This is a genomic window from Paenirhizobium naphthalenivorans (assembly GCF_007992095.1).
GTDB lineage: Bacteria > Pseudomonadota > Alphaproteobacteria > Rhizobiales > Rhizobiaceae > Allorhizobium > Allorhizobium naphthalenivorans.
The window spans coordinates 16,583-40,736 of sequence record NZ_BJZP01000029.1 but is presented as its reverse complement, the minus strand read 5'-3'; the positions used below and the strand labels follow the sequence as shown (position 1 = coordinate 40,736).

Here is a 24,154-nt window from a genome sequence, read left to right as displayed (position 1 = left end):
GCCCGTCACCAGTTGGCCATCCGTCACGATATTTTCGTCGAACCTCCTCTCGGCGCTGGTGGCCGACACTACCCCTGACGACAGTCGCGGCACAGCTTTTGGGATCTTCAATCTTGTCACCGGCTTTACCCTTTTGGCGGCCAGCAGTCTCGCGGGATTTTTGTGGCACGCGTATGGATCAAGCGCCACCTTTGTTGTTGGAGCCATTTTCGCGGGCGTTGCTGCGCTGTCACTGACGGTGATGGGAAAGGCGGAAGTCATTGCGAAAGAGTGCGTGACGCTCATCCATCGGCGAGGACCGTGGCGTAACTTCGACGCCGTGGAGTTCGCGACGCTCGTGCTCTGAGCCCAAACCTTGGCTCGCGGGGAAATTACCGCAGAATTTCTAGTTATGAACGGTTCAGTCTTGGCGATCAGAGCATTCGCCCTGCGATGAAGTTCAAAACTCTTCCCAAGTGTCTTGGACGATCGCGGTACTGCCGGTGCTCCGGCGATGCGCCGTGCTGGTGCTGACAGCAGAGAGACGCATTTTTTCAGCGGCCTTCATTGTTTCCATTGATCGATCAGTGGGAAAAGCAGGGGCCAGTTCCTGAACCTTAAACTGTGAGATCGAATGGCGAAGCCTTCCAGCTTCATCCGCCAGGGCAGCCGATGCGGCGTTCGATTGTTCAACCATAGCCGCATTTTGTTGTGTGGTCTTGTCCATGGAGCTTACGGCTTGATTGATCTCCAGCAGTCCTGCGGACTGTTCGCGCGCAGAGATGGCAATAGCATCTATCAGCGTGCTGATTTCCGTGATCAGGTCCCCGATATCGAGTAACGCTTTGCCGGTGTCGCGGACCATATCGACACCATTGGCAACCTCGCCGGTAGAGTTGAGGATCAGTACGTTAATTTCCTTGGCGGCATTGGCCGAACGCTGGGCCAGTTCGCGGACTTCCTGGGCCACCACAGCAAACCCCTTGCCCGCCTCACCGGCACGAGCTGCCTCTACGCCGGCATTCAATGCCAGCAGATTGGTCTGGAAAGCAATCTGATCGATGACGCCGATGATGTTGGAGATTTGACCTGAGCTTTCCTCGATCTTGCGCATCGCCTCTTCTGCCCGCGACACCACCTTTGATGACAGAGTGGCCGACGAGTTTGCCTCGTAGGCAACTGCGCGGGCTTGGTCTGTCCTTTTCGTCGAGCTGGTGACGTTCGCTGTAATCTCTTCCACCGCAGCTGCGGTTTGTTCGAGCGCGGCTGCTTGTTGCTCAGTCCGTTTGGAAAGGTCATCCGTTCCTTTTGCAATCTCGCGAGTGCCGGTTTCCATGGTGTTCACACTGGCGGCAATCGCGATAAGCATCCTGTTCAACTGCTGAACCGACTGGTTGAAGTCGTGGCGCAGGGCCTCGAATTCTGGTGCGAATTCTTCATCAATTTGGAACGAAAGGTCGCCCTCCGCAAGCTGGCGAAGGCCGACGGCGAGGCCGGATGTAGCGGTACGCAACCGTTCTGCCGCCTCAGCTTCGGCTTCTTGCTGTGTACGGATGCGACCGGCCTCGGCGTCGAGGCGGTGTTGCTCAGCCTCCTCTTCAAGGCGTCTGTTTGCAATTGCCGCCTCTCGGAAAATCTCCATGGTTTCCGCCATGCGGCCAATTTCGTCCCTGCCGCCCTGTTCGATGACAACATCCAAATCGCCATCCGCAAGGCGAGCTGTTGTCTCTGCCAGTCGGCCGAGAGGACGAGAAACCATAAGATAATTGAGATAGGCGAGTAAGGTGGAGACCAAAGCGACCAGCACCGAAACAGCGGCAAGCATGTATTTCACTGACTGCAAAACCGTGCGTCCCTCTTCAGCCGCAGCGTCGGCCTTTCTCTGAAGGTCTCGCTTTACTACGCCAAGCCTTTCACCAAGGGTTATCATTAGTTCCGTGGTGGCGGACCAGCCCTGGGCATCATCTGTTGCATCAGAGCCGGTTCTGGACGCGAGGGGTACAAGTTGGTTGTCGACAACGCTTGCCTGCCACTGTCCGAACAGGACATGGGCTTCTTGCAGAACGGGGACCTGCAACGGAGCTGTTTCTGCCATCATCCTAGCGAGAGAAGCAAAACGGTCGTCAGCTTCACCGACCAATGCCTCGAAGCTCACTTTGTGAGCGCGGTCGCTCGTTGGGAGATAATTCCTGAAAACCAAATCTGCCCGAACCAGGTCGTCTGACAACACAGCGATGTTGTTGACCAGTTCATAAATCGTGTCCCTGTCGTCGAGATGTCGGGAACCAGAGCCCACCGCATACAGAATGAAGCCGGACGCGGAGACGGCAAGGATGACGAATATGCCAAATGCGGCAAAACCCTTCACGCTGACAGATACGTTCTTGAACATGGTCACTCCCAAGGGGCGGTCCGCATATCGCAGCGGACGGACTGCGACCCATGAGGCCAAGCGTCACGAAGTTCCGCGATATCGATTGCGAAAGACGCGTCTGCGAAAATGAGTGAGGACAGCGCTATCTCGTCGCAAAGAGATCTGAAGAAATTGGCAATCATTCCAGACACCTCCCTTGTTAGATCCTCACCAAGCCGATCCGACATCGGCCTCCTCACCTGAAGAGGTGTCCTCTCGATAGGCAATCGTGATAAATGCCCGCACGGCTCTTCGCCAAAAGAGCCACGCCGGCGGCCGGGGCCACGGACATATGCAACCGTGGCCGTCCTTGCGCATTTTTCCGCTCTCATCGTCCCGGATGGATGACGGCCTTGAGACTATCAATTCCGACGACGAAGTTGGAGAAGCGGCGAATCGGGTCTCCGACGGTCTCGATAACCCATCCACGATTGAGGATTTCTTCCCACAGGACGCGCAGCTGAAGTTCAGCCATGCGGTTGCCGAGACAGCGGTGAATGCCAAAGCCGAAGGACACGTGCTGGCGCGGATTGGGCCGGTCGATCCGGAAGCGATAGGGGTCGTCGATGACCTCCTCGTCGCGGTTGCCCGAACAGTACCACAGCACAACCTTGTCGCCCTTTTTTATCTGCTGCCCCTTGAATTCGATGTCCTCCAGCGCTGTGCGACGCATGTGGGCCACCGGCGTCACCCAGCGGATGATCTCCGGCACCATCGTTTCAATCAGCTTCGGATTAGCGCGGAGCTTGGCATATTCCTCCGGAAACTTGTTCAGCGCATCGAGGCCGCCCGTGATCGAGTTTCGCGTCGTGTCGTTGCCGCCCACCATCAGGAGCACGATCATGCCGACGAACTGCTGCGGCTCCATGTTCAGCGTTTCCTGCGCATGGGCGAGCATCGAGATCAGGTCGTTCTGCGGCGGCATCGCCGCCCGCTCGCTAAATAGCTGCCGGAAACGCAGGATCATCGGTCGAAGCTTCTCAAGCTTGACATACTCGTCGGTGATCTCGGTCCCGGCGTCGACATCCGTGTTGACGATGTCAGACCAGTTTGAAAGATCTAGGCGCTCCTCGACGGGGAAGTCCATCAGCTTGCACAAGACCCGCCCCGTGACCTCGACCGACACGTGCGACACCCAGTCGAACTCCTCCTCCAGCGGCAGGCTGTCGAGCACGAGATTGACGATGTCGCGGATTTCCTCTTCCATACGGTGCAGGTTCATGGGCGAGACGATCGGGTTGACGACCTTACGCTGGACGTCGTGTTCCGGCGGATCGGCGGTCATGAAGCTTTTGCGAATCGTGTCTTTCGGCTGATCCTTGATCCAGATGCCTCCGTAGGCCGCGTCGGAAGAGAAGACCTTCGGATTGGCTTCTGCCTCGATGATGTCCTTGTACCTCGTGATGGACCAGTACGGGCCGTACTGGGTCTTTTCATGCAGGTAGACTGGAGCTTCTGCACGCAGTCGGTCAAAGACCGCGAAATGCTCACCGGTCTGGAAACGCCTCTGGACGGAGGGGTCAAGTTCGGAAAGTGGGGTATCGATGATGGCCGTCATGGCTGTTTCCTTTCGAAGACAATTCAGAACTGCTCGATGGGGAGATGAACGGTAAGGCCGTCGAGTTCCGGAGTCAGCTTGATCTGACAGCCGAGCCGTGCGGCGGGCGATACATCCGGCAGGAAGGTGAGCATCGATTCTTCCAGCTCCGAACGCTCACCGGTCTTGTCGGCCCATGCGGCATCGACCGTGATGTGACAGGTGGCGCACGCGCACATGCCGCCGCAGTCCCCGTCGATCCCCGGTACGTTGTTGTCGACAGCAACCCGCATCACGTTGCTGCCCTCGGCGCCTTCCGTCTCTCGACGCAGGCCTGTGTGGTCAACAAATATTACCTTCACCATCATAACTCCTCCGATATCATATTGATGTTATTTACATTTTTTCGCCGCTTGCGACCGAGCGCCCTTTGCTCAGAAGGTCCATCCGAAGGTGAGCGCGAAGGTATCGATCTGCGTTTTCAGATCCGTGCCAGTGGACATGCCTTCGCCGTCCTGTTCTTGCGCGATGGCCCTGTTCCACGCGACGGTCCATTCCGTGTTGTTGCCGGACCGGTAAGTCGCACCGGCGGCCAGGTGGTAGCGCGGCGTGGCCGGGGTGTAGTAGTTGAGCGCGTTGTCCTTCGAGTCCCAAACCTCGTTCGAGGCACTTGCCCCGCCGCGGATCGTCCACTGGTCTGACAGCTTGTATTCCGCGCCTATCTTGACGACATGCTGGGAGCCCCAGCCGCCGCCGGGGCCATCCGCCGAGCCGAGAACGAAATTGCCCGGAAAGGGATTTGCCAGTGGGCGAACACTGGACCAGTCGATCCAGTTGTAGTCGAGGAACATGGTCAGGTCGGATGTGACGTCCACCGCCACGCCGAGAACAATGCGAGCCGGCATATCCAGGTCGGTCTCGCTTGCGAGGTGGCCTTCGTAACCGTCCAGTTGCCCCATTTCGATCCTGGAGAAGTAGGCCGCAGACACCCTCACCGTGTCGCTCAGGCGCCCCATGTAGCCGACGCTCACGCCCGCACCGTAGGAGGTGGCGTAACCGGGATCCGCCACGCCGAAAGCCTGCAGGCCTGTCATGTCGAAATACTGGCCAGCAAGGAGAAGCGACGCACCGACGGCGTGATCTTCGTTGAGCTTGTAGGCCACCGACGGCGCAAGCACGAACTGCAGCAAGGTCGCACTGGCATCCGTCACGCCGGGCACAGCGGGAATCGGCTCCCCGTAGTCCACCGTGACGCCCACCCCATAGGACGAGAGGCCGAAGGACCAGCGGTCATCGTATTGATAGGAGAAACTGGGCAGAACCACCGGCAACAGCGGATTGTCCCCATATTGCGTTCCGCCGATGGTCGTATCGATATCGACCGCCAACAAGGCACCGGTGATGTCGAGACGATTGCCCGTGAAGGCGAACCCGGCTGGGTTCGTTGCGCCCGTCTGGGCATCGACCGCACCGGCTGATCCCGCACCGGCCATGCCGAGCGTCGTTGCGCTATAGCCCGAAAACATCAGCCCATCGGTCGCGCCGGCGCATGCCGGCATCATAACGGCCATGGTGACAGCCATTGAAATGTAGTTTTTTCTAGATACCAATGCGAAGTCCTCCCCCAATTCAAAACTGGCCTCTCCCAGGGCCAGGTGTCGTTCCGTCCGATCCGCGTGGCCTCACTGGCTGAAGAAGATGCCGCCGTCGACGACGATGTTCTGGCCGGTGATATAGCCACCTTCGTCACTGGCGAGGAAAGCCACAGTCTTTGCGATATCTAGAGGTTCGGCGGAACGCTTGATCAGGCGCATGGAGCTTGCAACGCCTTCGAAAGCGGCGTGTTGATCGGTATTTGCCTTCGCGTTGTCCGAGTGGGTGTATCCGGGCGACACAGAGTTCACGAGAACGCCGTTTTCGGTGGTCATGGCCAGTTCACGGGCCATAGCGCGGGTCATGGCAGCCACCGCCCCCTTGGAGCTGACGTAATGCAGCATCATCGGAATGCCGAGATGGGCGATCACGGAGGCAATATTGACGATGCGCGCATTCGCGGACTTGCGTAGTGCCGGCAGGCAGGCGGTCGCGCAGATCCACGGCCCCATGACATTGACGTCCATCAGCTTGCGCCAGTCATCAACGGAAATGGCTTCCATCGGGGTGTAGTTCAGGCCGGTGAAAATGCCGGCATTGTTGACGAGGATATCGATACCGCCGAACTTCTCTTCCGCTGCCGCCGCTGCCGCGGCCATGGACTCCTTGCTGGTGACATTGGCTTCCACGCCGAGCGTGGCGCCACCCATCTCAGCTGCAGCCGCGGCGGCACCCTGTATGTCTGCAATGACGACGTTCGCGCCCTCTTTCTGAAAGAGTTCAGCGATTGAACGGCCGATACCTGTGGCGGCACCCGTGATAAGAGCGGTCCTGCCCTGAAGTTTCATGATGTCTTCTCCCGTGGAATTAAAGCTGTTTCTCAGCCGAAGTGCGCGTCTTCGAGCGCGGCACAGACGGATTTCGTTTCGGTGTAGAGGCTGACGCCCTCCTCCGAGACCTCACGCCCCCAGCCGGATTGCTTGAAGCCGCCGAAAGGCATCGCCGGGTCGACGACACCGTGGCAATTGATCCAGACGGAACCCGCATGCAGCTTCGCGGCGGTTGTGTGGGCGATGCGTAGATCTCGGGTCCAAATGTTCGCAGCAAGGCCGTAGACCGAGGAATTGGCTTGCCGGACCACATCATCCATGTCATCGAAGGCCGAGACGGAGAGAACCGGCCCGAAGATTTCATCGCGCACGATCGTCATGTCCGGACGCGTGTCGCCGAAGATGGTCGGCTTGACGAAATAGCCCTCGTCGCCCGCGGCCTGCCCGCCGGTGATGAGCTTGGCGCCTTCCGCCTTGCCCGCTTCGATAAAGCCGAGCACGCGCTCCTGCTGAGCTTTGGAAACGAGCGGCCCGATCATCGTCTGGGGATCGCGGCCGTTGCCGACCTTGAAGGATTCGGCGACCTGCGCCAGACCGGCTACGACCGGCTCATAGACCGACCGATGGACATAAAGACGGGTGGCGGCGAAACAGATCTGCCCCGAATTGAAGAAGCATGCGAGTGCGGCGCCGGGAATGGCCTGAGCGAGATCCGCATCGGCGCAGATAATCGAGGGCGACTTGCCGCCGAGCTCGAGGCTGACGCGCTTCATGTTGCCGAGCGCGGCGATGGCGATCTTTTTGCCGGTCGCGGTCGAACCGGTAAAGGCGATCTTGTCGATCCCCTCGTGCTCCGCCATCGCCTGCCCGGCAACATGACCATAGCCGGTGACGATGTTGACCACGCCGTCCGGCAAGCCGGCGTCGTGCATCAGTTCCACAAGCCGCAAGGTGGAGAGAGAGGTCAGTTCGGATGGCTTGATAACCACGGTGCAACCGGCGGCGAGCGCCATGGCGAGCTTCCACGCCGCCATCGAGAGCGGATAGTTCCACGGAACAATGGCCCCGACGACACCGATGGGTTCAAGCCGGGTATAGGCATGATAGGCACGACCGTCACCGGATACCGGCAGGGTCTTTCCTGTAAGCTTGGTGCACCAGCCGCTCATGTAACGGAATACATCGACGGCGGCCGGCACATCGATCATCATAGCGTGAGCAACAGCCTTGCCATTGTCATGACTTTCGATGAGCGCCAACTCCTGCGCGTGATCCTCGATGGTGCGGGCGATGTTTTCGAGAAGGCGGGAGCGGTCGATTGGCCGCATCCGGCTCCAGCTCGGCCCTTCGAAAGCACCCCGCGCGGCGGCGACGGCGCGGTCGACATCCGCCTTTCCGCCAGCTGCGATTTCTGAAATTTGCTGGCCGTTCGCGGGATCTTCGACAGCGATGGCTTCACCAGATTCCGCCTTTTGCCACCGGCCATTGATCAGCATTTCGGCGCGCGGAAGGCGCAGTACTTCGGTGATTGCGTTCATGGACGTTCCACGGATCTTGAATTGCAGGGACCGTCATCAGGGCGAGCGAAAACGCCGGCATCCCACTCGATGCAGCCCCGATCACTGACGGACGATTAGTAGTATGTGATGTCTTGGCGCAGCGCTCGTCAGGGACGACGCATGATCACATCCGGAGCACCCAACCGCCAGGATGAGCGAACTGCGTTCAATAGACAGATCATTGAAACCCTCCCAGATTCCACAAAAATGCCAATCCGGAGGCGCTCTCCTAAACGCCTGATACCCCGGACCGCGGACGCCCCATGTTGGGCGATGGAGTTACGCTAATCGCAGAATTCACACCTGTCAAATAGTTTTGCGTTCGCATTTAACGCAAAAATCGTTTTCCCGATTTCTCATGCCCAAACGGAAAAATAGCGGCCGGATGGATAAATGCCTGAATTTTCCAAGAAACCACAGTTATCATGGGAAAAATCGTTGTAGAATAGATGATTTTTCCGATACGGACCCATTCTCGCGACCGCGCGCTACTGAACGAAAGGTCTGCGACTTTAAACCGCCGTCCTATTAATGGTCCGATTTTTTTGCTTGGCGAATGTTCAGCATTACGTCCAGAAAAATAGGCGCAGATCTACGATCGCGACCGGGAAACCGCTCACAGTTTGATGGCTATTAAAATTAGGCCATAATAACAGTTAGTTGAATAAACTGCTCTTCGCCATTCAAGAGGGACTGGCATACATGAAAGTAGCGAGACGCTCGACATCCAGGCAACAGCGCCGTTGACATTGCGTTATAAGCCTGCCTATTTTGCGTATGTTTGATGCGTAAAATGGGTTGGAGGCTCAGCGCATCCATGGGAGGAGAGATGATGTCCAAGATTTCAGGCGTTTTGGATGCTGGAAGTTCGAAGTCGTCCCCGGCTGCGTGAAGCGGCTCATTTCTCAAACACTTAATCCGTCCAGCGCTGTGTCCGCCAACTGCGGGCCGCTAACGAATATCTTGGAGGCAACGTGACTACAGCAACCATCCCGACAGATCTTGTCGCACCCTTGTTCAATCCGGCCACGTTCGGTATCGGCAAGCGGGACAAGGTTCATGAGATCCTCGCCACGATCCGCCGCGACTATCCCTTGGCGAAATCCGCGGTGCCCGGCTTCGATCCGATGTGGATCGTTTCCCGTTTCAACGACGTACGGGAGGTTCTGCGCAACGATGAGGTCTTTCTGTCAGCCGTCGAGTCCAAGACGCTCGTGCCGCAGAGCGGCAAACAGTTGGTCGAGCAGTATACGGGTGGCCAGAAGAACATCCTCAAGACTCTCGTTCACATGGACGGCGAGGAACATGCGCGTCACCGCGCGCTCACGGCCCCCTCGTTCTCGCCTGACGGACTGAAGCGGCTGGAAGCCCAAATCAGGGACAGCGCCGCACGCTGGATCCGCGTCATGGACGAAAAGGCTCCCGAAATGGAGTTCGCCAGTGAAGTCGCTTTCCGCTATCCGCTGGAGGTGATGATGGATATCGTCGGCGCACCGCGCGAGGATCATCCTCGCATCCTCGAACTCGTGCAATGGTTCTTCAATTTCGCCGACCCGGATCTCCAGCGGCCTGGCGCCGACCCGACCGACCCCACGGAAGTGGTCAAGACCTGGGATCTCGTCAACGCCGAGTTCGGCAAACTCTATTCGAGCATCATCGCCGATCGCCGCGCCTGTCCGCGTGACGATATCGCCTCAATCCTCGCCAACAGCGAGAAGCATGGTTGTCCGATGGACCCCCGGACCATGATTTCTTACTTTCTGATTTTCTCGTCGGCAGGGCACGATTCTGCCGCCGCGACCACCGCAACATCCATGTGGCATCTCGCCGAAAACCCCGAGCTTCTCCAGCAGTTGCGGGCCGATCCAAAACTCATCCCCTCATTTGTCGAGGAAGCGATCCGCTGGACATCGCCGGTTCAGCAGTTCATTCGAACGGCTGGAAGGGATTATGAGATGAACGGCCAGACCATTCGGAAGGGCGATCAGCTTTACGTATCCTATTTGTCCGCCAACTTCGACGAGGACGTTTTCCCCGATCCGTTCACGTTCAAGGTCGATCGCCGCCCGAACCGCCACATTACGTTTGGCGCTGGCGAACATATCTGCGTCGGCGCGAACCTGGCGAGGACCGAACTGCGGATCTTCTGGGAGATGCTGATTCCCCGGCTTGAAAGCGTCGAACTGACCGCTCCCGCCCGTATGGCGCATTCGGAGTTCGTGTGCGGACCGAAGGAAGTCCCGATCCGCTACAAGCTGCTGGCCGCCTGAGCAAGTCGATGTGTGGCGGCATCACGCCGACACACATCGAAGCACAGGAATCTATTGCAAGAAATTGAGGCAACATGTCCAACACAGCCATTCGAGACATCGTCGTGATCGGAGCCGGGCAAGCCGCCGGTACGGCCGTTGCGGCGCTCCGCCAGTTCGGACACCAGGGACGGATCACCATGATCGGCGAGGAGCCTGCGCCACCTTACCAGCGTCCACCTTTGTCCAAGGCCTATTTCAAGGGCGAACTCCCTGCAGAAAAGCTCTATGTGAAACCAGAGGCCTTCTATTCGGACCAAGACATCGATCTCAGGCTCGGCCACCGGGCCGTCGCCATCGATCGTGACAAGGAGACTGTGACGCTGGATAACGGCGAACGCCTCCGTTACGGCTATCTGGTCATCGCTACCGGCGCGCGTCCGCGCATGCTGGCTGCGGAAGGCGCCGACCTCAAAGGCGTCGCCATCCTGCGCACCCTTGCCGATGTCGAAAGCCTGCGTCCGCAAGCCGTCAAGGGCAAGCGGCTGGTGGTCATCGGCGCGGGTTATATCGGGCTGGAAGCTGCGGCGGTCGCCCGGCAAATCGGCCTTGACGTCTGCGTTCTCGAAGCGGCGGATCGCGTTTTGCAGCGCGTCACGAGCCCTGCCATTTCCGACTTTTATCAGGAGGTCCACGCGGCCGCCGGGGTCGATATCCGCCTCGGTGCGCGTTTCAAGCGCTTCACCGGCGTGGATGACCGGCTGACCGGTGTCGAACTGGAGGACGGCACTCTCGTTCCGGCGGATATCGCCCTGGTCGGCATCGGCGTCGTTCCCAACCAGGAACTCGCGCAGCAGGCGGGTCTTCTCTGCGAGAACGGCATCAATACCGATGCTTGCTCCCGCACGTCCGATCCGGCAATCTTCGCTATCGGCGACTGCGCCAATCGCGTCATCGCCCAATATGCCTTTCGGGGGCGGCTGGAAAGCGTCCACAACGCCATCGAAACGGCGAAGATCGCGGCGGCTGCCATTTGCGGCAAGCCGACGCCGACCGTCGATGCGCCGTGGTTCTGGTCCGATCAGTACGACATCAAGCTGCAGACTGCCGGCCTGCTTAACGGTTTCGATGAAGCAGTCGTGCGCGGCGATTATGCCGCCCGCAGGTTCTCCGTCTGGTATCTGAAGAACGGCGTATTCCTGGCACTCGACGCCGTCAACATGCCCGGCGACTTCATGCTGGCCAAGCGGTTGGTCGGCACCGGTATCCGGCTCGATCCGACCGCACTGAAGGATCCTTCCTTCGATCTGAAGACACTGCTTATCAGCACACCTGTCTGACGCCCGCGCCCTCCCCGGTTCGTCAGACGTGGCGCCGGGTTTCCGGCGCCACACTCTATTCGGCGGTTGCGTCCTCGCTCGGGCGTATCTTGGAGAGGAACCGCTTGAGGCGAATGAGGCCAAAGAACTCAAGCATCAACGGCAGTGCCTGTTCCAGCATGTCGGCGGCCTTCCTCTCATCGATTCGTCCTTCGACGCGCTGCCGGAAAAGATGCGCTTCATGCGCAGCGACATACTCCGCAGCGTGGCGATAGTAGGCCAGAATATCGGCGGAAAAACCGTTCTTTTCATCGAAACCTGCCTCCCGCATCTGCTGCCAGATTTGCAACATGCGCGCGTCGGAGAAACTGACCAGCATCCCGTCTTCGGCTTCGATAAGCGTAATCAGGTCCAGATGGGCCATGGCCCAGGCATCGGTCTGGATGTGCGGATTGTCCGCGGCAAGATTGCCGATGTCGACATAGCCGGCGCTATCGTAGTTCACTCGTGTTGCCACGAGTGTCTCAAGATTTTGAAACGCCCGGGCGTCCAGCCGTCGCTCCGAACTCTTGCCACTGAGGAAATCGCGGATCTGCTGAAGCGTCATGCCATTGCGTTTTTGGAGGTCGCGCACGGCCTTAATCGCCTCGACATGGCTCTCGTCATAATCGGCGACATTGCGTTTCGGACGTGTAGGTTCGGGAAGAAGCCCGTGCCTGAAATAAACACGAATCGTTTCCCGGCTGACGCCAGTTTCTACCTCAAGATCGCGCATCTTCATGCGATTCTCTATAGTTGCTAACCGGTTCGCTTTCCAGTGCTTTCAAAGCTGTTCCGGGGAAACGGGCGTTCGGTGACCGTCCATTCAGACCTGCCTGGCGTCGCACCCCGAACGCCATGACAGCGCGGATCACGCGCTCCGCGCTGTCATGGCCAGTTCGTCCAGATAGGTTTGCAGATCAGCATTCAATTCCGGTACGTGCGCGCTCGCCCGCACATCCCATCCCGACATCTTGAAGGGAGCGGCGAAGACATGATAGGCGCCGCCGCCATCCTCGACGGTCTGCAGAAACCCGCGCTCGACGAGCGCCGGGTCGGCCATCGCCTCTCCGACGGTACGATATCGAGCTGCCGGTACATCCGCTTCGGCCATCAGTCGCTCGCACTCCGCGGCGCTGCGTTCGACAGTCCATGCCTCGATGTGGGTCATAATCTCGCCCCAGTTGCGTTCGCGGCCCGCAGCAGAGGTGTAGCGCTCATCGCGTGCCCAGTCGGGGTGGTCGAGCAGGGCAACCAAGCTGTCAAAGTTCTTCTGGCTGAGCGGCGCGGCGATGACATATCCGTCCTTTGCCTTCAGCGGGCCATAGACATGCCGCTTGCGTGCCTGCGGCAGTTGGGCCTCCTGGCACTCGTAGACCATCATGGACATGATGCTATCCATCAGCGCCACATCGATCTGTTGCCCCTGCCCGGTCTTCTCGCGTTGATAGAGCGCGGCCTGGATCGCGCCGAAAGCATAGACGCCGGCGATAGCGTCAGCCACGAACATGCCGGTTGGCGTCGGAGGCCCGGCCTCCGGCGAGAAGCCCTTCAGCGTCAGATCGTAGCCGCTCGAAGCATGGATGACCGGCGCATAAGCCGGCTTGTCGGCCGCCGAACCGCGCTGCCCGTATCCGGAGATCGAGCAGAAGATCAGGCGCGGATTGAGAGACTTGAGCGTTTCATAGCCTAGGCCCAGCCGCTCCATGACACCGGGCCGAAAGTTTTCCACCACCACGTCCGCCGTTTCGATCAGCTTCAGGGCGATCTCTCGGTCGCGCCGCGCTTTCAGATCGAGCGCAATGCTGCGCTTGCCGCAATTCAGATGCCCGAAGTATCGGCTGTGTCCATCCTGCTGAGGCGGCCGGGCACGCATTGCGTCGCCGGTTGGCGGCTCCACCTTGATGACCTCCGCGCCCATGTCGGCGAACAGGCGGGTACAGAAAGGCCCCGCCATGACCAGTGTGAAATCGATGATACGCATGGCCGGCAACCTTTCAGCGCGCCATCATGGCGCGCGAGATGACGAGCCGCTGAATCTGGCCGGTTCCCTCGTAGATCTGAGTGACCTTCGCATCGCGCATCAGGCGCTCGACGCCCGTTTCAACGAGATAGCCCGCGCCGCCAAAAACCTGCACCGCGTCCGTCGTCACCTTCATCGCGGTATCGGCGGCAAACGTCTTGACGATCGACGCCATTTCGGCCAACCGCGCGGTGTCACCCCGATCGGCCATGTCTGTCACCTTGTAAAGCAGCGCACGGGCCGCTTCGATCTGGATCTGCATATCCGCCAGCATGAAGGCCACTGCCTGAAACTCCCCGATCGGCCGGCCGAACTGGTTGCGCTCCTTGGCGTAGGCCAACGCCATATCGAGCGCGCCTTGTGCCACACCGAGCGCGGAGGCGGCAACCGTCGGACGATTGTAGTTCAGGCAGGTCATGGCGTTCTTGAAGCCTTTGCCTTCCTCGCCGACCAACGCATCCGCTGGCACACGCAATTCGTCGAAGAACAGGTCGACGCTCTTGATGCCCCGCAGACCCATCTTCTTGGGGCTCTTGCCGATGGTCAGGCCAGGCGCGCCACGTTCTACAACGAATGTGGAGATACCGTTGCCGCCCTTACCCTCGGAGGTGCGAGCATAGACCATGATGAACTCTGCCTTGTCGCCCTTGGTGATATAGGTCTTCTGACCCTTGATCACCCATTCATCCCCATCGCGACGGGCAGTGGTCTTGATACCCGAGACGTCAGAGCCCGTATGCGGCTCCGTCATAGCGACGGCGGAGCATATGCCGCCCTGGGCAATACGCGGCAGGTACTTCTGTCGCTGGTCCTCAGTGCCGAAATGGCGTAGGGGCAAGACCATCGCGAAATCGGAAGCGCCGACCAGATGCGAAACCGAAAATGACTTGCGGGCGACCTCCTCTTTCGCAATGCAGGTCATCGTCAAGTTGCCGCCCGGACCACCATAGGCCTCCGGAACCTGAATTTGCATCAGGCCGAAATCGCTGAGCAGCGGAATGACGTGATCAGGCATCTCGTCGTCTTGATCGATCTTTTGGGCAATCGGCGCGAATTCCTTTTCCGCAAGCTTGCGGACCTCTTCGCGAAACATCTCAAGCTCGTCGGTATTGTCACGGTTATCGGTCACGGTCTCACTCCCATTCTATTGAATGGATAAATGGTAGTACCTTTTTAATTTTGGTCAACCGGCGGCATGCACGAAAGTGACGTGAAGCCGAAACCGCCCTGATTAAAGAACCTACCAGAGGCTGGTATGGACGCGAGTTAAATGAGCACGCAATTCGGTCTTGGCAGCTTCTGCATCGCCTTTGCGCATGAACTCCATGAACGCGTCGCGCGATTTCATCAGCGTATCCGCCGACATGTCCGCAACGCGGTAGCGCAGGAAAGTCTGTATGACCTCGGTCTGGGAATCAACAGTCAGGATCAGCGCCCTGTTACCGACAAGCGCTGCGAGTTCGTGATAGAATCGGCGGGCACATTCGATGCGGCGGGCAATGTCACCGGACAAAGTCGCCGCCCTCGTGTCCTCCACGACGAGTTGGAGCGGCGAGAGATCGAGCGTACTTCCCCCCTTGAAAAGATGGTCAATAATCATCTCCAGGATCATAATGCGGGCTTCGAACAGATCCTTCGGCGAAAGCGCATTTAGAATGATCAGGTCGCTCAGGGCTTGCGTGATTCGGCTCGCTTCACCCTCCTGAACGAAGGCCCCGCCCTTGATGCCTTTTCGAAGCGCCACGATGCCGGCAATCTCAAGGCTTCGCAAAGCTTCCCGCACGACGTTTCGGCTTACGTTCAGCTGAAGCGCCAAGTCGCGTTCAGGTGGCAGCTTGTCACCTGGCTTGAGCTCGCCGTAAAGAAGCTTTTCGCGCACGCTCGCACAGACCAATTCGAACGCTCTTGGCGAATGCACCGGCTTGAACGATCCGGCAGCGCGCTTCGACTTCGTCTCGGGCACCTGAAAACTCTCCGTTTCAATCGCACCATGAATAGCAGCCCTGGCGCCGGCTTGCCAGAATGTGAATGGATTGTAATTCGTGATGGATTCCTTATGGTAGGACCATTAACCATTCTCAAAGCATGTGCCTCCCATGAAGCTGGACCGTCTTGCCGCCCTGTGCCTGATGCTCGCCATCGCCCCGGTCCTGTTCGCGATGGAGACCACCGCTCCGCACTGGACCATTGTCGCGATTGCGCTGGTCGCGGCCTATATCGCGATCTGCCTGCGGCGGACGGGCTTTGCTGCGCGGATGATGCTGGGCGCAGCGATCCTGACCTCCGCCCTTTACGTCATGCTGGGAGGGACCGCATCCGGCTTCATCCAGGTCGTGCGGCAAACGATCTATCTTCCTGTCCTGATCGGCGTACTGGTGCCTCTGCGCGTTGTCGCCATGGAGGCGGAGATGGTGAAACGCGCGGGGCATTTCGTCGTCGATCAGCCGCCATCGCGCCGTTTTGCCCTGCTGGCGATCGGCGGACAAATTTTTGGCGTGCTGCTGAATGTCGGAGGCCTGCTCATCCTGCTGCATGTCGCGTTACGCGGCCCGATGGCGCGAGGGCCGGACGACAAGGTGGCTGCACTCCAGACCAGGCGCATCACCATCGCCGTGATGCGGGGGTTCGGGGCGAATATCTTCTGGTCTCCATTGGGGCTGGGCCTCAATCTACTCTTGACCCTGATGCCGACCCTGACCTGGACCGAATTCGCGCCCTATGGTCTGGCGGCGAGTGTGGTGTTCATCGCCATCGGCTGGCTGGTGGATCGCCTCCAGAGCCCGCCGCCACCGGTTGCCCGGAAGGCGGAGGCATCCGGCGAGGGCTGGAGCCTCGTCGGATTGCTGGCGATCCTCGCGGTCATCAGCGGTGGCGCGGCGCTGATCGAGACCATTTTCGGCCTGCCCCTGCGCGGCGCCATCCTCGTCATCGTTCCCCTCTTCGCGGTAGGCTGGCAGCTTGCGGTCAGATCGGCCGAACGGGCGCCGTACCAGGCCCTGGGGGAACTGCTCGACAAGACGGTGCGCGCGCTGCCCGGCGCTTCGAACGAGATCACGATCATAGCCTCCGCAGGCTACCTCGGCCTGCTGATTGCCGCGATGATTCCGCATGACGCGGTCAGTCAACTTGCGCTCGGCCTAGGGCTTGATGGCGGTCTGCTGGCGGTCGCCATCTGCCTGCTCGTTCTGGCGTCGTCGCTCGCCGGACTCAATCCGATGATTGCCTCCACCATCAGCGTCAAGGCCGTGGTCTCGGCCGGACTGGCGATTTCAGAACCGCTTCTTGTGCTGTCAGTGCTTGTCGGCTGGGCTCTAGCGTTGGTGGTTTCACCCGCCACATCGACGCTCGCCATTGCAAGCTCCGTCACACGCAAACCGCAATCAACGGTCGGTTTGCGCTGGAACGGAGCCTTCTGCCTTGCCGTCCTGATCGTCGCGATGGTGATCTTTCTGGAAATCTGGCCCTGAACGGCTATGTGCACAGCCAATGGGGCTTATGCGCCGGTTTTATCAGAAGCGTGGGCCGCTTCGGACATTCTGGACAGCAAATAGGCGTGCAGCCGCTGCATGTGGTCGGTCATTTCGGCCACGGCCGCCGGCACGTCCCGCTTGCGCAGATGCTTGAGGAATTTCTCACGCGAGGCTGCCACATCCCAGCTTCGGTCAGGCCCTATCTGTTTAAGATAGTAACCCAGCGGCACAGTGAACGCGCTCATGATCACCGACATAGCCCTATTTTTCGTTGCCTTGGCGAGAAGATCGTAGAATTCCTGTGTCATGCGGGTTCGTTCGTCCCCGCTGACCCTCGGGCCTGCGGCTCGAAGGCTCGCGATATTCGCCTTGATGGCGTCGAAATCCTCTTCGGTCCCCCGTTCACAGGCGAGGCGAATGATTTCGCGCTGGAGGCATACCCTCGCTTCAGTATAATCCTCGAGCGACAGGCCACCAAGAGAAAGCAGGTCCTGCATGGTCTGGGTGATCGGTTGTGGATCGCCTTGCATGACGACCGCACCGCCATACATGCCCTTTTGCAAAGACAGAACGCCGCTCATCTCCAGAGTGCGAAACGCTTCGCGAACGGTGGATCGACTCACCTCGAACTGCTCGGCGAGTTCTCGCTCGGACGGCAGCTTATCGCCGGCGGACAATGAACCCGACTGTATTTCGTGGCGAATCTGAGTGCAAATCTCTTCGAAAGCACGCTTGGTCCGAACGGGCTTGAAGGCTTGTTTGTCTGACACGCGATTCTCTCTCGGCTTCAATTGATCAGACCATTATGTATCTTCCTTTCGATCCGTCGTGCAACGACTGAAACGGAATTTCAGCGCACGACGGACGATTTGCGGCACCGGAAGCTCGCCGATGTCAGTCGAACAATACAGCCGGGAGCCAGGTGGCGATCTCGGGCACAAGGATGATCATGACGGTCAGAAGAATGGGCGCGATAACGAAAGGCATGACACTCTGGTAGAGCCGCGGCAGGGAAATCCCCGGCATTTGTCCTTGCATGACGAAGATGTTCATCCCCACAGGCGGGGTAATCATGCTGACCTCGATCATGATCGCGATAAAAACACCGTACCAGACCGGATCGAAGCCGGCCTGCTGGATGAGAGGCAGAAGAATCGGAACCGTGATCAGGATCATGCCGAACGCTTCGAGGAAGCAACCCAGAATGATGTAGAAGCCGCTGATCAGCAGCATGAGAGCGATCGGGCTCAGATCCATACTGTTGACCCAACTCACGAGACCCTGCGGCAACTGCGCCAGAACTACGAAATATGCGAAAATATTGGAAGCATAGAGGATCGCGAACAATACGGCGGATGTCCGTATAGTCGCAAAGATCGCTTCCTTCGTGTCCGCGACCGTCAGCCGGCCTGTCACCGTCCCAAGCAGCCAGGCGCCGAAAGCACCGACTGCCGCCGCTTCGGTGGCTGTGAACAGGCCAGTGTAAAGACCGCCCATCACCATTGCGAAGAGGACGACAATCTCCCACACCTGCCCCAGCGAACGTATGCGGTCCCTGAATCTCGGTCGGTCGCTCGTCTGGGGCGCCCAGTGAGGCGCGATCCAGACGATAATCGCGACGATAAAAATATAGAGGAAACACAGGAGAATGCCGGGGACCAGGCTCGCCGCATAAAGGCGGGGAACGGATTCTTCGGCGATCATTGCGAAGATGACCAGTGCGATGGATGGCGGAATGAGAATTCCGAGCGTACCGCCTGCTGCGATGCAGCCTGCCGAAAGCCTGTCGTCGTATTTTGCTTCTTGCATCGACGGAACGGCAACGCGCGTCATAGTCGCCGCCGTGGCAACCGAGGAGCCGGAAACCGCACCGAAGCCTGCGCTTGCACCGAGAGTCGCGTAGGCGTGGGCGCCGCGCAAACCCGCAAAAATGTCTTGCGCGGTGCTATAGAGCCGTCCCGACATGCCGGACCGGACGGCCAGGTCCCCCATCAACACAAAAAGGGGAAGCTGGGACAGGGTGTAGTTCGTCGCGATATCGTAAGGAACCTGACCGGCAACCTGCAAGGCGCGATCGACACCGTTGATGAGCGAATAGCCGCCGAAGCCGACCAGCCCCATGGCCACGGCGACCGGTATGCGAATGAAGACGAAGAATATCAGAGCCAGCATGCCGACCTGACCGATAACCTGTACGCTCATTAGGTTATTCCTTGAAGATGACTGAGTTTGCGGAAGGTCGGAAAATGGTGGCGAGCACGCTCAACGTCGCGCCCGCCGCCCCCATCAGGATCGGTATCCATATGACCCAGATCGGAATGCCCGTTTCGTATTTCGTGTCACCGAAATTCCACGCATCGAGGAATGGATTGAGCATGGAAATGAACGTGAGAACGACGAAACCCAATGTTACGAGACGCGTGAAAAGAATCAGCGCCTTCAGGAGCGGAGGGGGAAGGAAATAGTCGATCAGATCTATCCGGATATTTTCCTCTCTCTGGAAAATCGACGGGAGGGCAAGGAAAATGACGAAAGCGAGACAGGCTTCAACAACATCGTAGACGCCGTTGATCGGCCTTTGCGTGGCGATGTCGAAGACGATGTCGAGAAGTGTAGCGCAGATGATGATGATCAATGCCAAGGCGGCACCGATCATCATGATGTGGTTGATCCTTTCGAGAAACCGCATAGAGGTGCCCTTGTGTGGAAGCTGCGGGACGACGCCGTCCGAAATCCAGACGCGATCTTCGTCAGTGGTATCGTTTCGAGACTTCGGCCAGGGATTTCAGGAACTCGGTTCCGTTCATGCCCTTTGCGTCCAGCGCATCGGCGGCGTCGCTCTGCAGCTTTTTCGAGATCTGCGCGAAGGCCTCCGCGTCCTGCGGACTGAGGCTCTTGATCACCAGTCCCTTTTGCACGAGTTCGTCACGGGATTCGAGTTCACCGCGAGCGAGCACGCGCCCCCACTCCCGCTGTCCCTGCGCACCGAAGTGCTTGTCGAAGGCGGACTTGAGATCGTCGGGCAGCTTTTCGTATGCGGCCGGGTTCATGACGACCACGAAGGTCATTCCGCCGGAGGCGAGTTCCAGCAGATAGCGGGCACTGTCCAGCAACTTGAACGACACGATGCCCGCATAACCGGTCAATGCGCCGTCGATCGTCCCGCGCGAGAGGGCCTCGCCCATTTCCGTCGACGCGATGAAGGTCGGCACGGAATGCACGGACTCCAGCATTTTGGCGTAGGCAGGTCCGGGATAACGGATGCGCTTGTTTTTGATCTCATCCAGTCCCATGATCTCCCTGGTGGTGAGAAGGACAGGGTTCGGCAGAATGGTGACGTTCAGCAGCTTCACGCCATTGAGTTCGCGTTGCAGATAGCGGTCGCTCAACTCGAGTGCGGCGGCCGACACCGGCGCCACGATGTCAAGACCCGTACCGCTGTCGGCGACACCGGCAATATCCAGCATCTCCATCAAGGGAAAACGGCCCGGCGTGAGGCCCAGCAGAGCAACTGCGATGTCGGAGACGCCGGTGCGCGCGAGGTCGAACTGGCGGGGTGCCGGTCCCATCTGGGAGGCCTCGTACAATTCGAGATTCAGACGCCCCCCGGTTTCCTTATCCAGCGCCTCGTTGATCTTGCGCATCTGCTTGTTGAGATCGCTCGACGGCGGGGTGAAAAGCGAAACGGAAAGTTTCACCTTTTCCTCCGCAGCCATGGAAGGTCCGCCCGCAATTGCACACAGGCCCACGATGGCGGCGCACAGCGCCACCTTGAATACATGCCTTCCCATTTTCTCCTCCAGAATGAGAATGAATTCAGAATTGGAAATGCGCCGGCATTCCTCCATGCCGTTGCATTTTCCTTGTCAGGCGATCCAGACCGCCTTGGTGTTCAGGAACTCCTCGATGTGCTCCAGACCGGACTCGCGACCGTAGCCGCTCATCTTGTAGCCGCCGAAGGGAACCGCCGGGTCCATGATCTGATAGCAGTTGACCCAGACGCTTCCCGCCTTCAGACGGCGCGACATGTAGTTCGCCTTGGTGATGTCGCGGGTCCAGACACCGCTACCGAGGCCGAAAGTCGTGTCATTCGCACGGCGCAGCACGTCATCGATGTCGCTGAACCGCAGCGCCGAGATGACCGGACCGAAAATCTCCTCGCGGGCGATCTTCATGTCATCCTCCACACCGCTGAAAACGGTGGGCTGCAAGAAATAGCCGTTCTCCAGACCGGCGTCGGAAATGCGCCCGCCTCCGACCGTGACCGTGGCACCCTGAGCGCGGCCCGCGTCGATGTAACCGACGATGCGCTCCATCTGTTCGAGCGAGACGACGGGGCCAAGCTGCGTTTCCGGATCGAGCGGATCGCCAACCTTCAAAGAGCGCGTAAAGTCTGCGACCCTTTCGATGAATTCGTCATAGATATTGTCCTCCACGAAAAGCCGCGTGCCAGCCGAGCAGATCTGGCCTGAATTGGTGAACACCGCCATGGCCGCCGCCGGCACCGCCTTGTCAAGGTCGGCATCGGCGAAGACGATATTGGGCGATTTGCCACCGAGTTCCAGGCTAACGCGCTTCACATTGCCGGCGGACGCCTGGATGATGCGCTGGCCGACGCCGGTCGAACCGGTGAAGGCCACCTTGTCGACGCCGGGATGGGCAGCAAGTGCCGCGCCGGCATCGCCCAGCCCCGCGACGACGTTCACGACGCCCGGCGGAACGCCGGCATCGAGGCAGAGCTGGCCGAGAAAGATCGGCGAAAGCGGTGCCTGCTCGGCGGGTTTCAGAATCACCGTACAACCCGCCGCCAGCGCCGGCGCGATCTTCCAGATCGCCATGCCGATCGGGCCATTCCATGGATTGATGGCGCCGACGACGCCGACCGGCTCGCGTAGCGTATAGGCCAGAGGATCGCCCGGTTGGGAGGTCGAGATCGTGTGGCCATGAATGGCGGTGGCCAGACCAGCATAGTAGCGCAGCAGCCCGACGGCGCGGCGCTTGGCAGCCGCGGTGCGCGTGATCGGGTTGCCCATATTGACCGTGTCGATGAGTGAGATCTGATCCCAGTTGCTTTCGACCAAATCGGCTAGCTTCAACAGCACCGCCTGCCGGTCGAACGGCGAGAATCGGGCCCAGGGTCCGTCCTCCAGAGCGCGGCGCGCGGCAGTGACTGCCAGATCGATATCGGCGGCGCCCCCCTTGGCGACCTGACGGATAGGCTGGCCGGTTGCTGGCGTGTAGGTTGCGAAGGTCTCGCCGGACAGCGCGTCGACCCATTGGCCGTCGATCAGCAGCTTGGCGGGCTTGTCCTGCAAGGACGCAATCGTCTCGATGAGACGCTGATCGTGAATTCCCATGTTACTCTCCCTTGTGAGCGCTTCGCTCCGAAATGTCGTAAGGACCGATGTCGTTCAGGCTGCGCGACGATCAATCTTGCGTTCGCCCAGAATAAAGGCGGCGGCGCGTTCGCCGATCATCATTGCCGGCGCGGAGGTATTGCCCGCGACGATGCTCGGCATGATCGAAGCGTCGGCCACCCTGAGCCCGGCAATGCCCCTGACGCGCAATTGCGGATCAACGACCGCCATCGGGTCGCTGGCAGGACCCATTTTGCAGGTGCCGACGGGATGATAGACGGTGGCCACGGTGGACCGCACATAGGCCTCAAGATCGGCGTCGCCTGTGACCTGATCGCCCGGCAGCAGTTCCTTGCCGGCATAAGGTTTCATCGCGGTGCTGCGGATGACCCGGCGTACCTCGCGAATGCCGCGCACCAGAGTGTCGACATCGTTCTGGTTGTCGAGGAAATTGGCTGTCAGTTTCGGGCGGTCGAGCGGCGACGCCGAGCGCAGTTCCAGCCGGCCGCGGCTCTCCGGCCGACAGATGTTGACGAGCGCGACGAAACCGTGCTGCCTCGGAATGAGCGCTGCGGCGGTCTTCAGGCCCATGAGAAAGGTGACCTGCACATCCGGGCGGTTTAGACCGGGGCGGCTGCGCAGAAAACCGCCGACTTCCGCGACATTGGAGGCGAACACGCCCTTGCGAGTCAGGATGTATCGCAGGGCTTGGGCCGTCAGCTTGGGCAACGTCTTCCAGGAAAGCGCCAGCGTGTGGCCGGAAGTGTCCTCGACCGCCACGCCAACGGCCGGATGGTCCTGAAGGTTCCGCCCAACGCCGGGAAGGTCGGCAACCACCTCGATGCCATGCCGGTTCAATTCCGACGCAGGCCCGATTCCCGACAGCATTAAAAGGTGGGGCGAATTGATTGTCCCGGCGGAAAGCACGATTTCCTGCGCCGCGCGGATCGTCTGGCGTTTGCCTTGACGAACCACTGTGATGCCGGTCGCGCGACCGTTTTCGACATTGATGCGTTCGACCAGCGCTCCATCGAGAAGAGTGAGATTTCGCCGCCCCTTTGCCGGACGCAAAAAAGCCTCCGCGCTGCTCATGCGCATGCCATTGCGCTGGTTGACGGAAAAGAGTCCGAAACCGTCCTGCGAAGGACCGTTGAAATCGCGGGTCGCCTCATGGCCGGTTTCCCGGCCGCCATCGATCAGAGCGGCGGAAATCGCATTCGGCGACGGCACCGTGGCAACGTTCAGTTCACCCCCGCGCCCATGGAACTCCCCGTTGACGTCGAGCTTCCAGTTCTCGTGGGCCTTGAAGGCCGGCAGGACATCTTCATAGCTCCAGCCTTCATTGCCCTGCGCTTGCCATTCATCGTAGTCGGAGGCATGGCCGCGCATGTAGACGGTCCCGTTCACGGCAGAGCAGCCACCAACGATCCTGCCGCGCGGGCAGGGAATGCGCCGGTCGGGATTGGCGTCTGACGCAATGAACTCGTCGTTCCAATTATAGCGTGCATCCGGGAGCAGAAAGATATTCCCGAACGGCAGCTTGACCTTCAGATTGAGCGGAAAGCGCGTGTAGGACTCGCCAGCCTCGACCAGAGCCACACGAACTGACGGATCTGCCGACAGCCGGTTTGCGATGACGCAGCCGGCGGAGCCCGCGCCGATCACAATATAATCGAACGTCAATTCAGACATTTTCCTCCCACTCCTCCCAGTGGCCATTCTTTAAATGGCCGGACCATTAAATGCAGTGCTCTTGACCCCTGTCAATATCAATCTTATGTCCACC

General features: G+C 59.4%; 20 protein-coding genes. 4 read left to right on the top strand and 16 right to left on the bottom strand.

Annotated features, from left to right (window positions below):
- The first annotated feature begins 58 nt into the window (after positions 1–58).
- A complete protein-coding gene (locus tag RNA01_RS24380) occupies positions 59–346 on the top strand; it encodes a hypothetical protein (RefSeq protein WP_174824571.1) in 288 nt (95 codons plus the stop codon).
- A 93-nt stretch (positions 347–439) separates the two neighbouring features.
- Here RNA01_RS24380 and RNA01_RS20050 read toward each other — a convergent pair whose 3' ends face one another.
- From RNA01_RS20050 to RNA01_RS20025, 6 genes are all read right to left on the bottom strand, one after another.
- A complete protein-coding gene (locus RNA01_RS20050; protein WP_147181936.1) occupies positions 440–2,371 on the bottom strand; it encodes a methyl-accepting chemotaxis protein in 1,932 nt (643 codons plus the stop codon).
- A gap of 349 nt (positions 2,372–2,720) precedes the next feature.
- A complete protein-coding gene (locus RNA01_RS20045) occupies positions 2,721–3,950 on the bottom strand; it encodes a cytochrome P450 (protein WP_147181935.1) in 1,230 nt (409 codons plus the stop codon).
- Between the two features lie 23 nt (positions 3,951–3,973).
- The gene (locus tag RNA01_RS20040) at positions 3,974–4,294 is read right to left on the bottom strand and encodes a 2Fe-2S iron-sulfur cluster-binding protein (RefSeq protein WP_147181934.1); all 321 of its coding nucleotides are present in this window, start codon (positions 4,292–4,294) and stop codon (positions 3,974–3,976) included.
- Positions 4,295–4,363: 69 nt separating this feature from the next.
- Positions 4,364–5,500, bottom strand: coding sequence for an OmpP1/FadL family transporter (locus RNA01_RS20035; protein WP_170253580.1), 1,137 nt, complete (start codon positions 5,498–5,500; stop codon positions 4,364–4,366).
- A 111-nt stretch (positions 5,501–5,611) separates the two neighbouring features.
- Positions 5,612–6,370: an SDR family NAD(P)-dependent oxidoreductase gene (locus RNA01_RS20030; RefSeq protein WP_147181932.1), complete on the bottom strand. Its 759-nt coding sequence runs from the start codon at positions 6,368–6,370 to the stop codon at positions 5,612–5,614.
- A gap of 32 nt (positions 6,371–6,402) precedes the next feature.
- Positions 6,403–7,890, bottom strand: coding sequence for an aldehyde dehydrogenase family protein (locus RNA01_RS20025; protein ID WP_210245788.1), 1,488 nt, complete (start codon positions 7,888–7,890; stop codon positions 6,403–6,405).
- A gap of 995 nt (positions 7,891–8,885) precedes the next feature.
- Here RNA01_RS20025 and RNA01_RS20020 point away from each other — a divergent pair.
- Together RNA01_RS20020 and RNA01_RS20015 are read left to right on the top strand one after the other, a co-directional pair.
- Positions 8,886–10,181 carry a cytochrome P450 gene (locus RNA01_RS20020; RefSeq protein ID WP_170253578.1) on the top strand — a complete coding sequence of 432 codons (1,296 nt, stop codon included), beginning with the start codon at positions 8,886–8,888 and terminating at the stop codon, positions 10,179–10,181.
- A gap of 74 nt (positions 10,182–10,255) precedes the next feature.
- Positions 10,256–11,500, top strand: a complete 1,245-nt coding sequence (locus RNA01_RS20015; protein WP_147181930.1) for an NAD(P)/FAD-dependent oxidoreductase — start codon at positions 10,256–10,258, stop codon at positions 11,498–11,500.
- Positions 11,501–11,555: 55 nt separating this feature from the next.
- On the opposite strand, the gene RNA01_RS20010 is transcribed toward RNA01_RS20015, so the two are convergent.
- The 4 genes from RNA01_RS20010 to RNA01_RS19995 all read right to left on the bottom strand — a co-directional run bounded on the left by RNA01_RS20010 (position 11,556) and on the right by RNA01_RS19995 (position 15,504).
- Positions 11,556–12,260, bottom strand: coding sequence for a MerR family transcriptional regulator (locus tag RNA01_RS20010; RefSeq protein ID WP_147181929.1), 705 nt, complete (start codon positions 12,258–12,260; stop codon positions 11,556–11,558).
- A 129-nt stretch (positions 12,261–12,389) separates the two neighbouring features.
- A complete protein-coding gene (locus tag RNA01_RS20005) occupies positions 12,390–13,502 on the bottom strand; it encodes a CaiB/BaiF CoA transferase family protein (protein ID WP_147181928.1) in 1,113 nt (370 codons plus the stop codon).
- 13 nt (positions 13,503–13,515) lie between these two features.
- Positions 13,516–14,670, bottom strand: a complete 1,155-nt coding sequence (locus RNA01_RS20000; RefSeq protein ID WP_235916800.1) for an acyl-CoA dehydrogenase family protein — start codon at positions 14,668–14,670, stop codon at positions 13,516–13,518.
- A 111-nt stretch (positions 14,671–14,781) separates the two neighbouring features.
- Positions 14,782–15,504, bottom strand: coding sequence for a FadR/GntR family transcriptional regulator (locus RNA01_RS19995; protein ID WP_147181927.1), 723 nt, complete (start codon positions 15,502–15,504; stop codon positions 14,782–14,784).
- Positions 15,505–15,637: 133 nt separating this feature from the next.
- Here RNA01_RS19995 and RNA01_RS19990 point away from each other — a divergent pair, with 133 nt between their 5' ends.
- Positions 15,638–17,008: a hypothetical protein gene (locus RNA01_RS19990; protein ID WP_147181926.1), complete on the top strand. Its 1,371-nt coding sequence runs from the start codon at positions 15,638–15,640 to the stop codon at positions 17,006–17,008.
- A 26-nt stretch (positions 17,009–17,034) separates the two neighbouring features.
- Here RNA01_RS19990 and RNA01_RS24345 read toward each other — a convergent pair whose 3' ends face one another.
- From RNA01_RS24345 to RNA01_RS19960, 6 genes are all read right to left on the bottom strand, one after another.
- On the bottom strand, positions 17,035–17,781 hold the full coding sequence (locus RNA01_RS24345; protein ID WP_170253576.1) for a FadR/GntR family transcriptional regulator: 747 nt from the start codon (positions 17,779–17,781) through the stop codon (positions 17,035–17,037).
- Between the two features lie 124 nt (positions 17,782–17,905).
- Complete coding sequence (locus RNA01_RS19980) at positions 17,906–19,213, bottom strand: TRAP transporter large permease (RefSeq protein WP_147181924.1); 1,308 nt, start codon at positions 19,211–19,213, stop codon at positions 17,906–17,908.
- Between the two features lie 4 nt (positions 19,214–19,217).
- Entirely contained in the window at positions 19,218–19,700 is a 483-nt protein-coding gene (locus tag RNA01_RS19975) for a TRAP transporter small permease (RefSeq protein WP_147181923.1), read from the bottom strand.
- 61 nt (positions 19,701–19,761) lie between these two features.
- Complete coding sequence (dctP, locus tag RNA01_RS19970) at positions 19,762–20,802, bottom strand: TRAP transporter substrate-binding protein DctP (RefSeq protein WP_170253574.1); 1,041 nt, start codon at positions 20,800–20,802, stop codon at positions 19,762–19,764.
- 75 nt (positions 20,803–20,877) lie between these two features.
- Positions 20,878–22,368, bottom strand: coding sequence for an aldehyde dehydrogenase family protein (locus tag RNA01_RS19965; RefSeq protein WP_147181921.1), 1,491 nt, complete (start codon positions 22,366–22,368; stop codon positions 20,878–20,880).
- A 54-nt stretch (positions 22,369–22,422) separates the two neighbouring features.
- The gene (locus RNA01_RS19960) at positions 22,423–24,060 is read right to left on the bottom strand and encodes a GMC family oxidoreductase (RefSeq protein ID WP_147181920.1); all 1,638 of its coding nucleotides are present in this window, start codon (positions 24,058–24,060) and stop codon (positions 22,423–22,425) included.
- Positions 24,061–24,154: the final 94 nt, after the last annotated feature.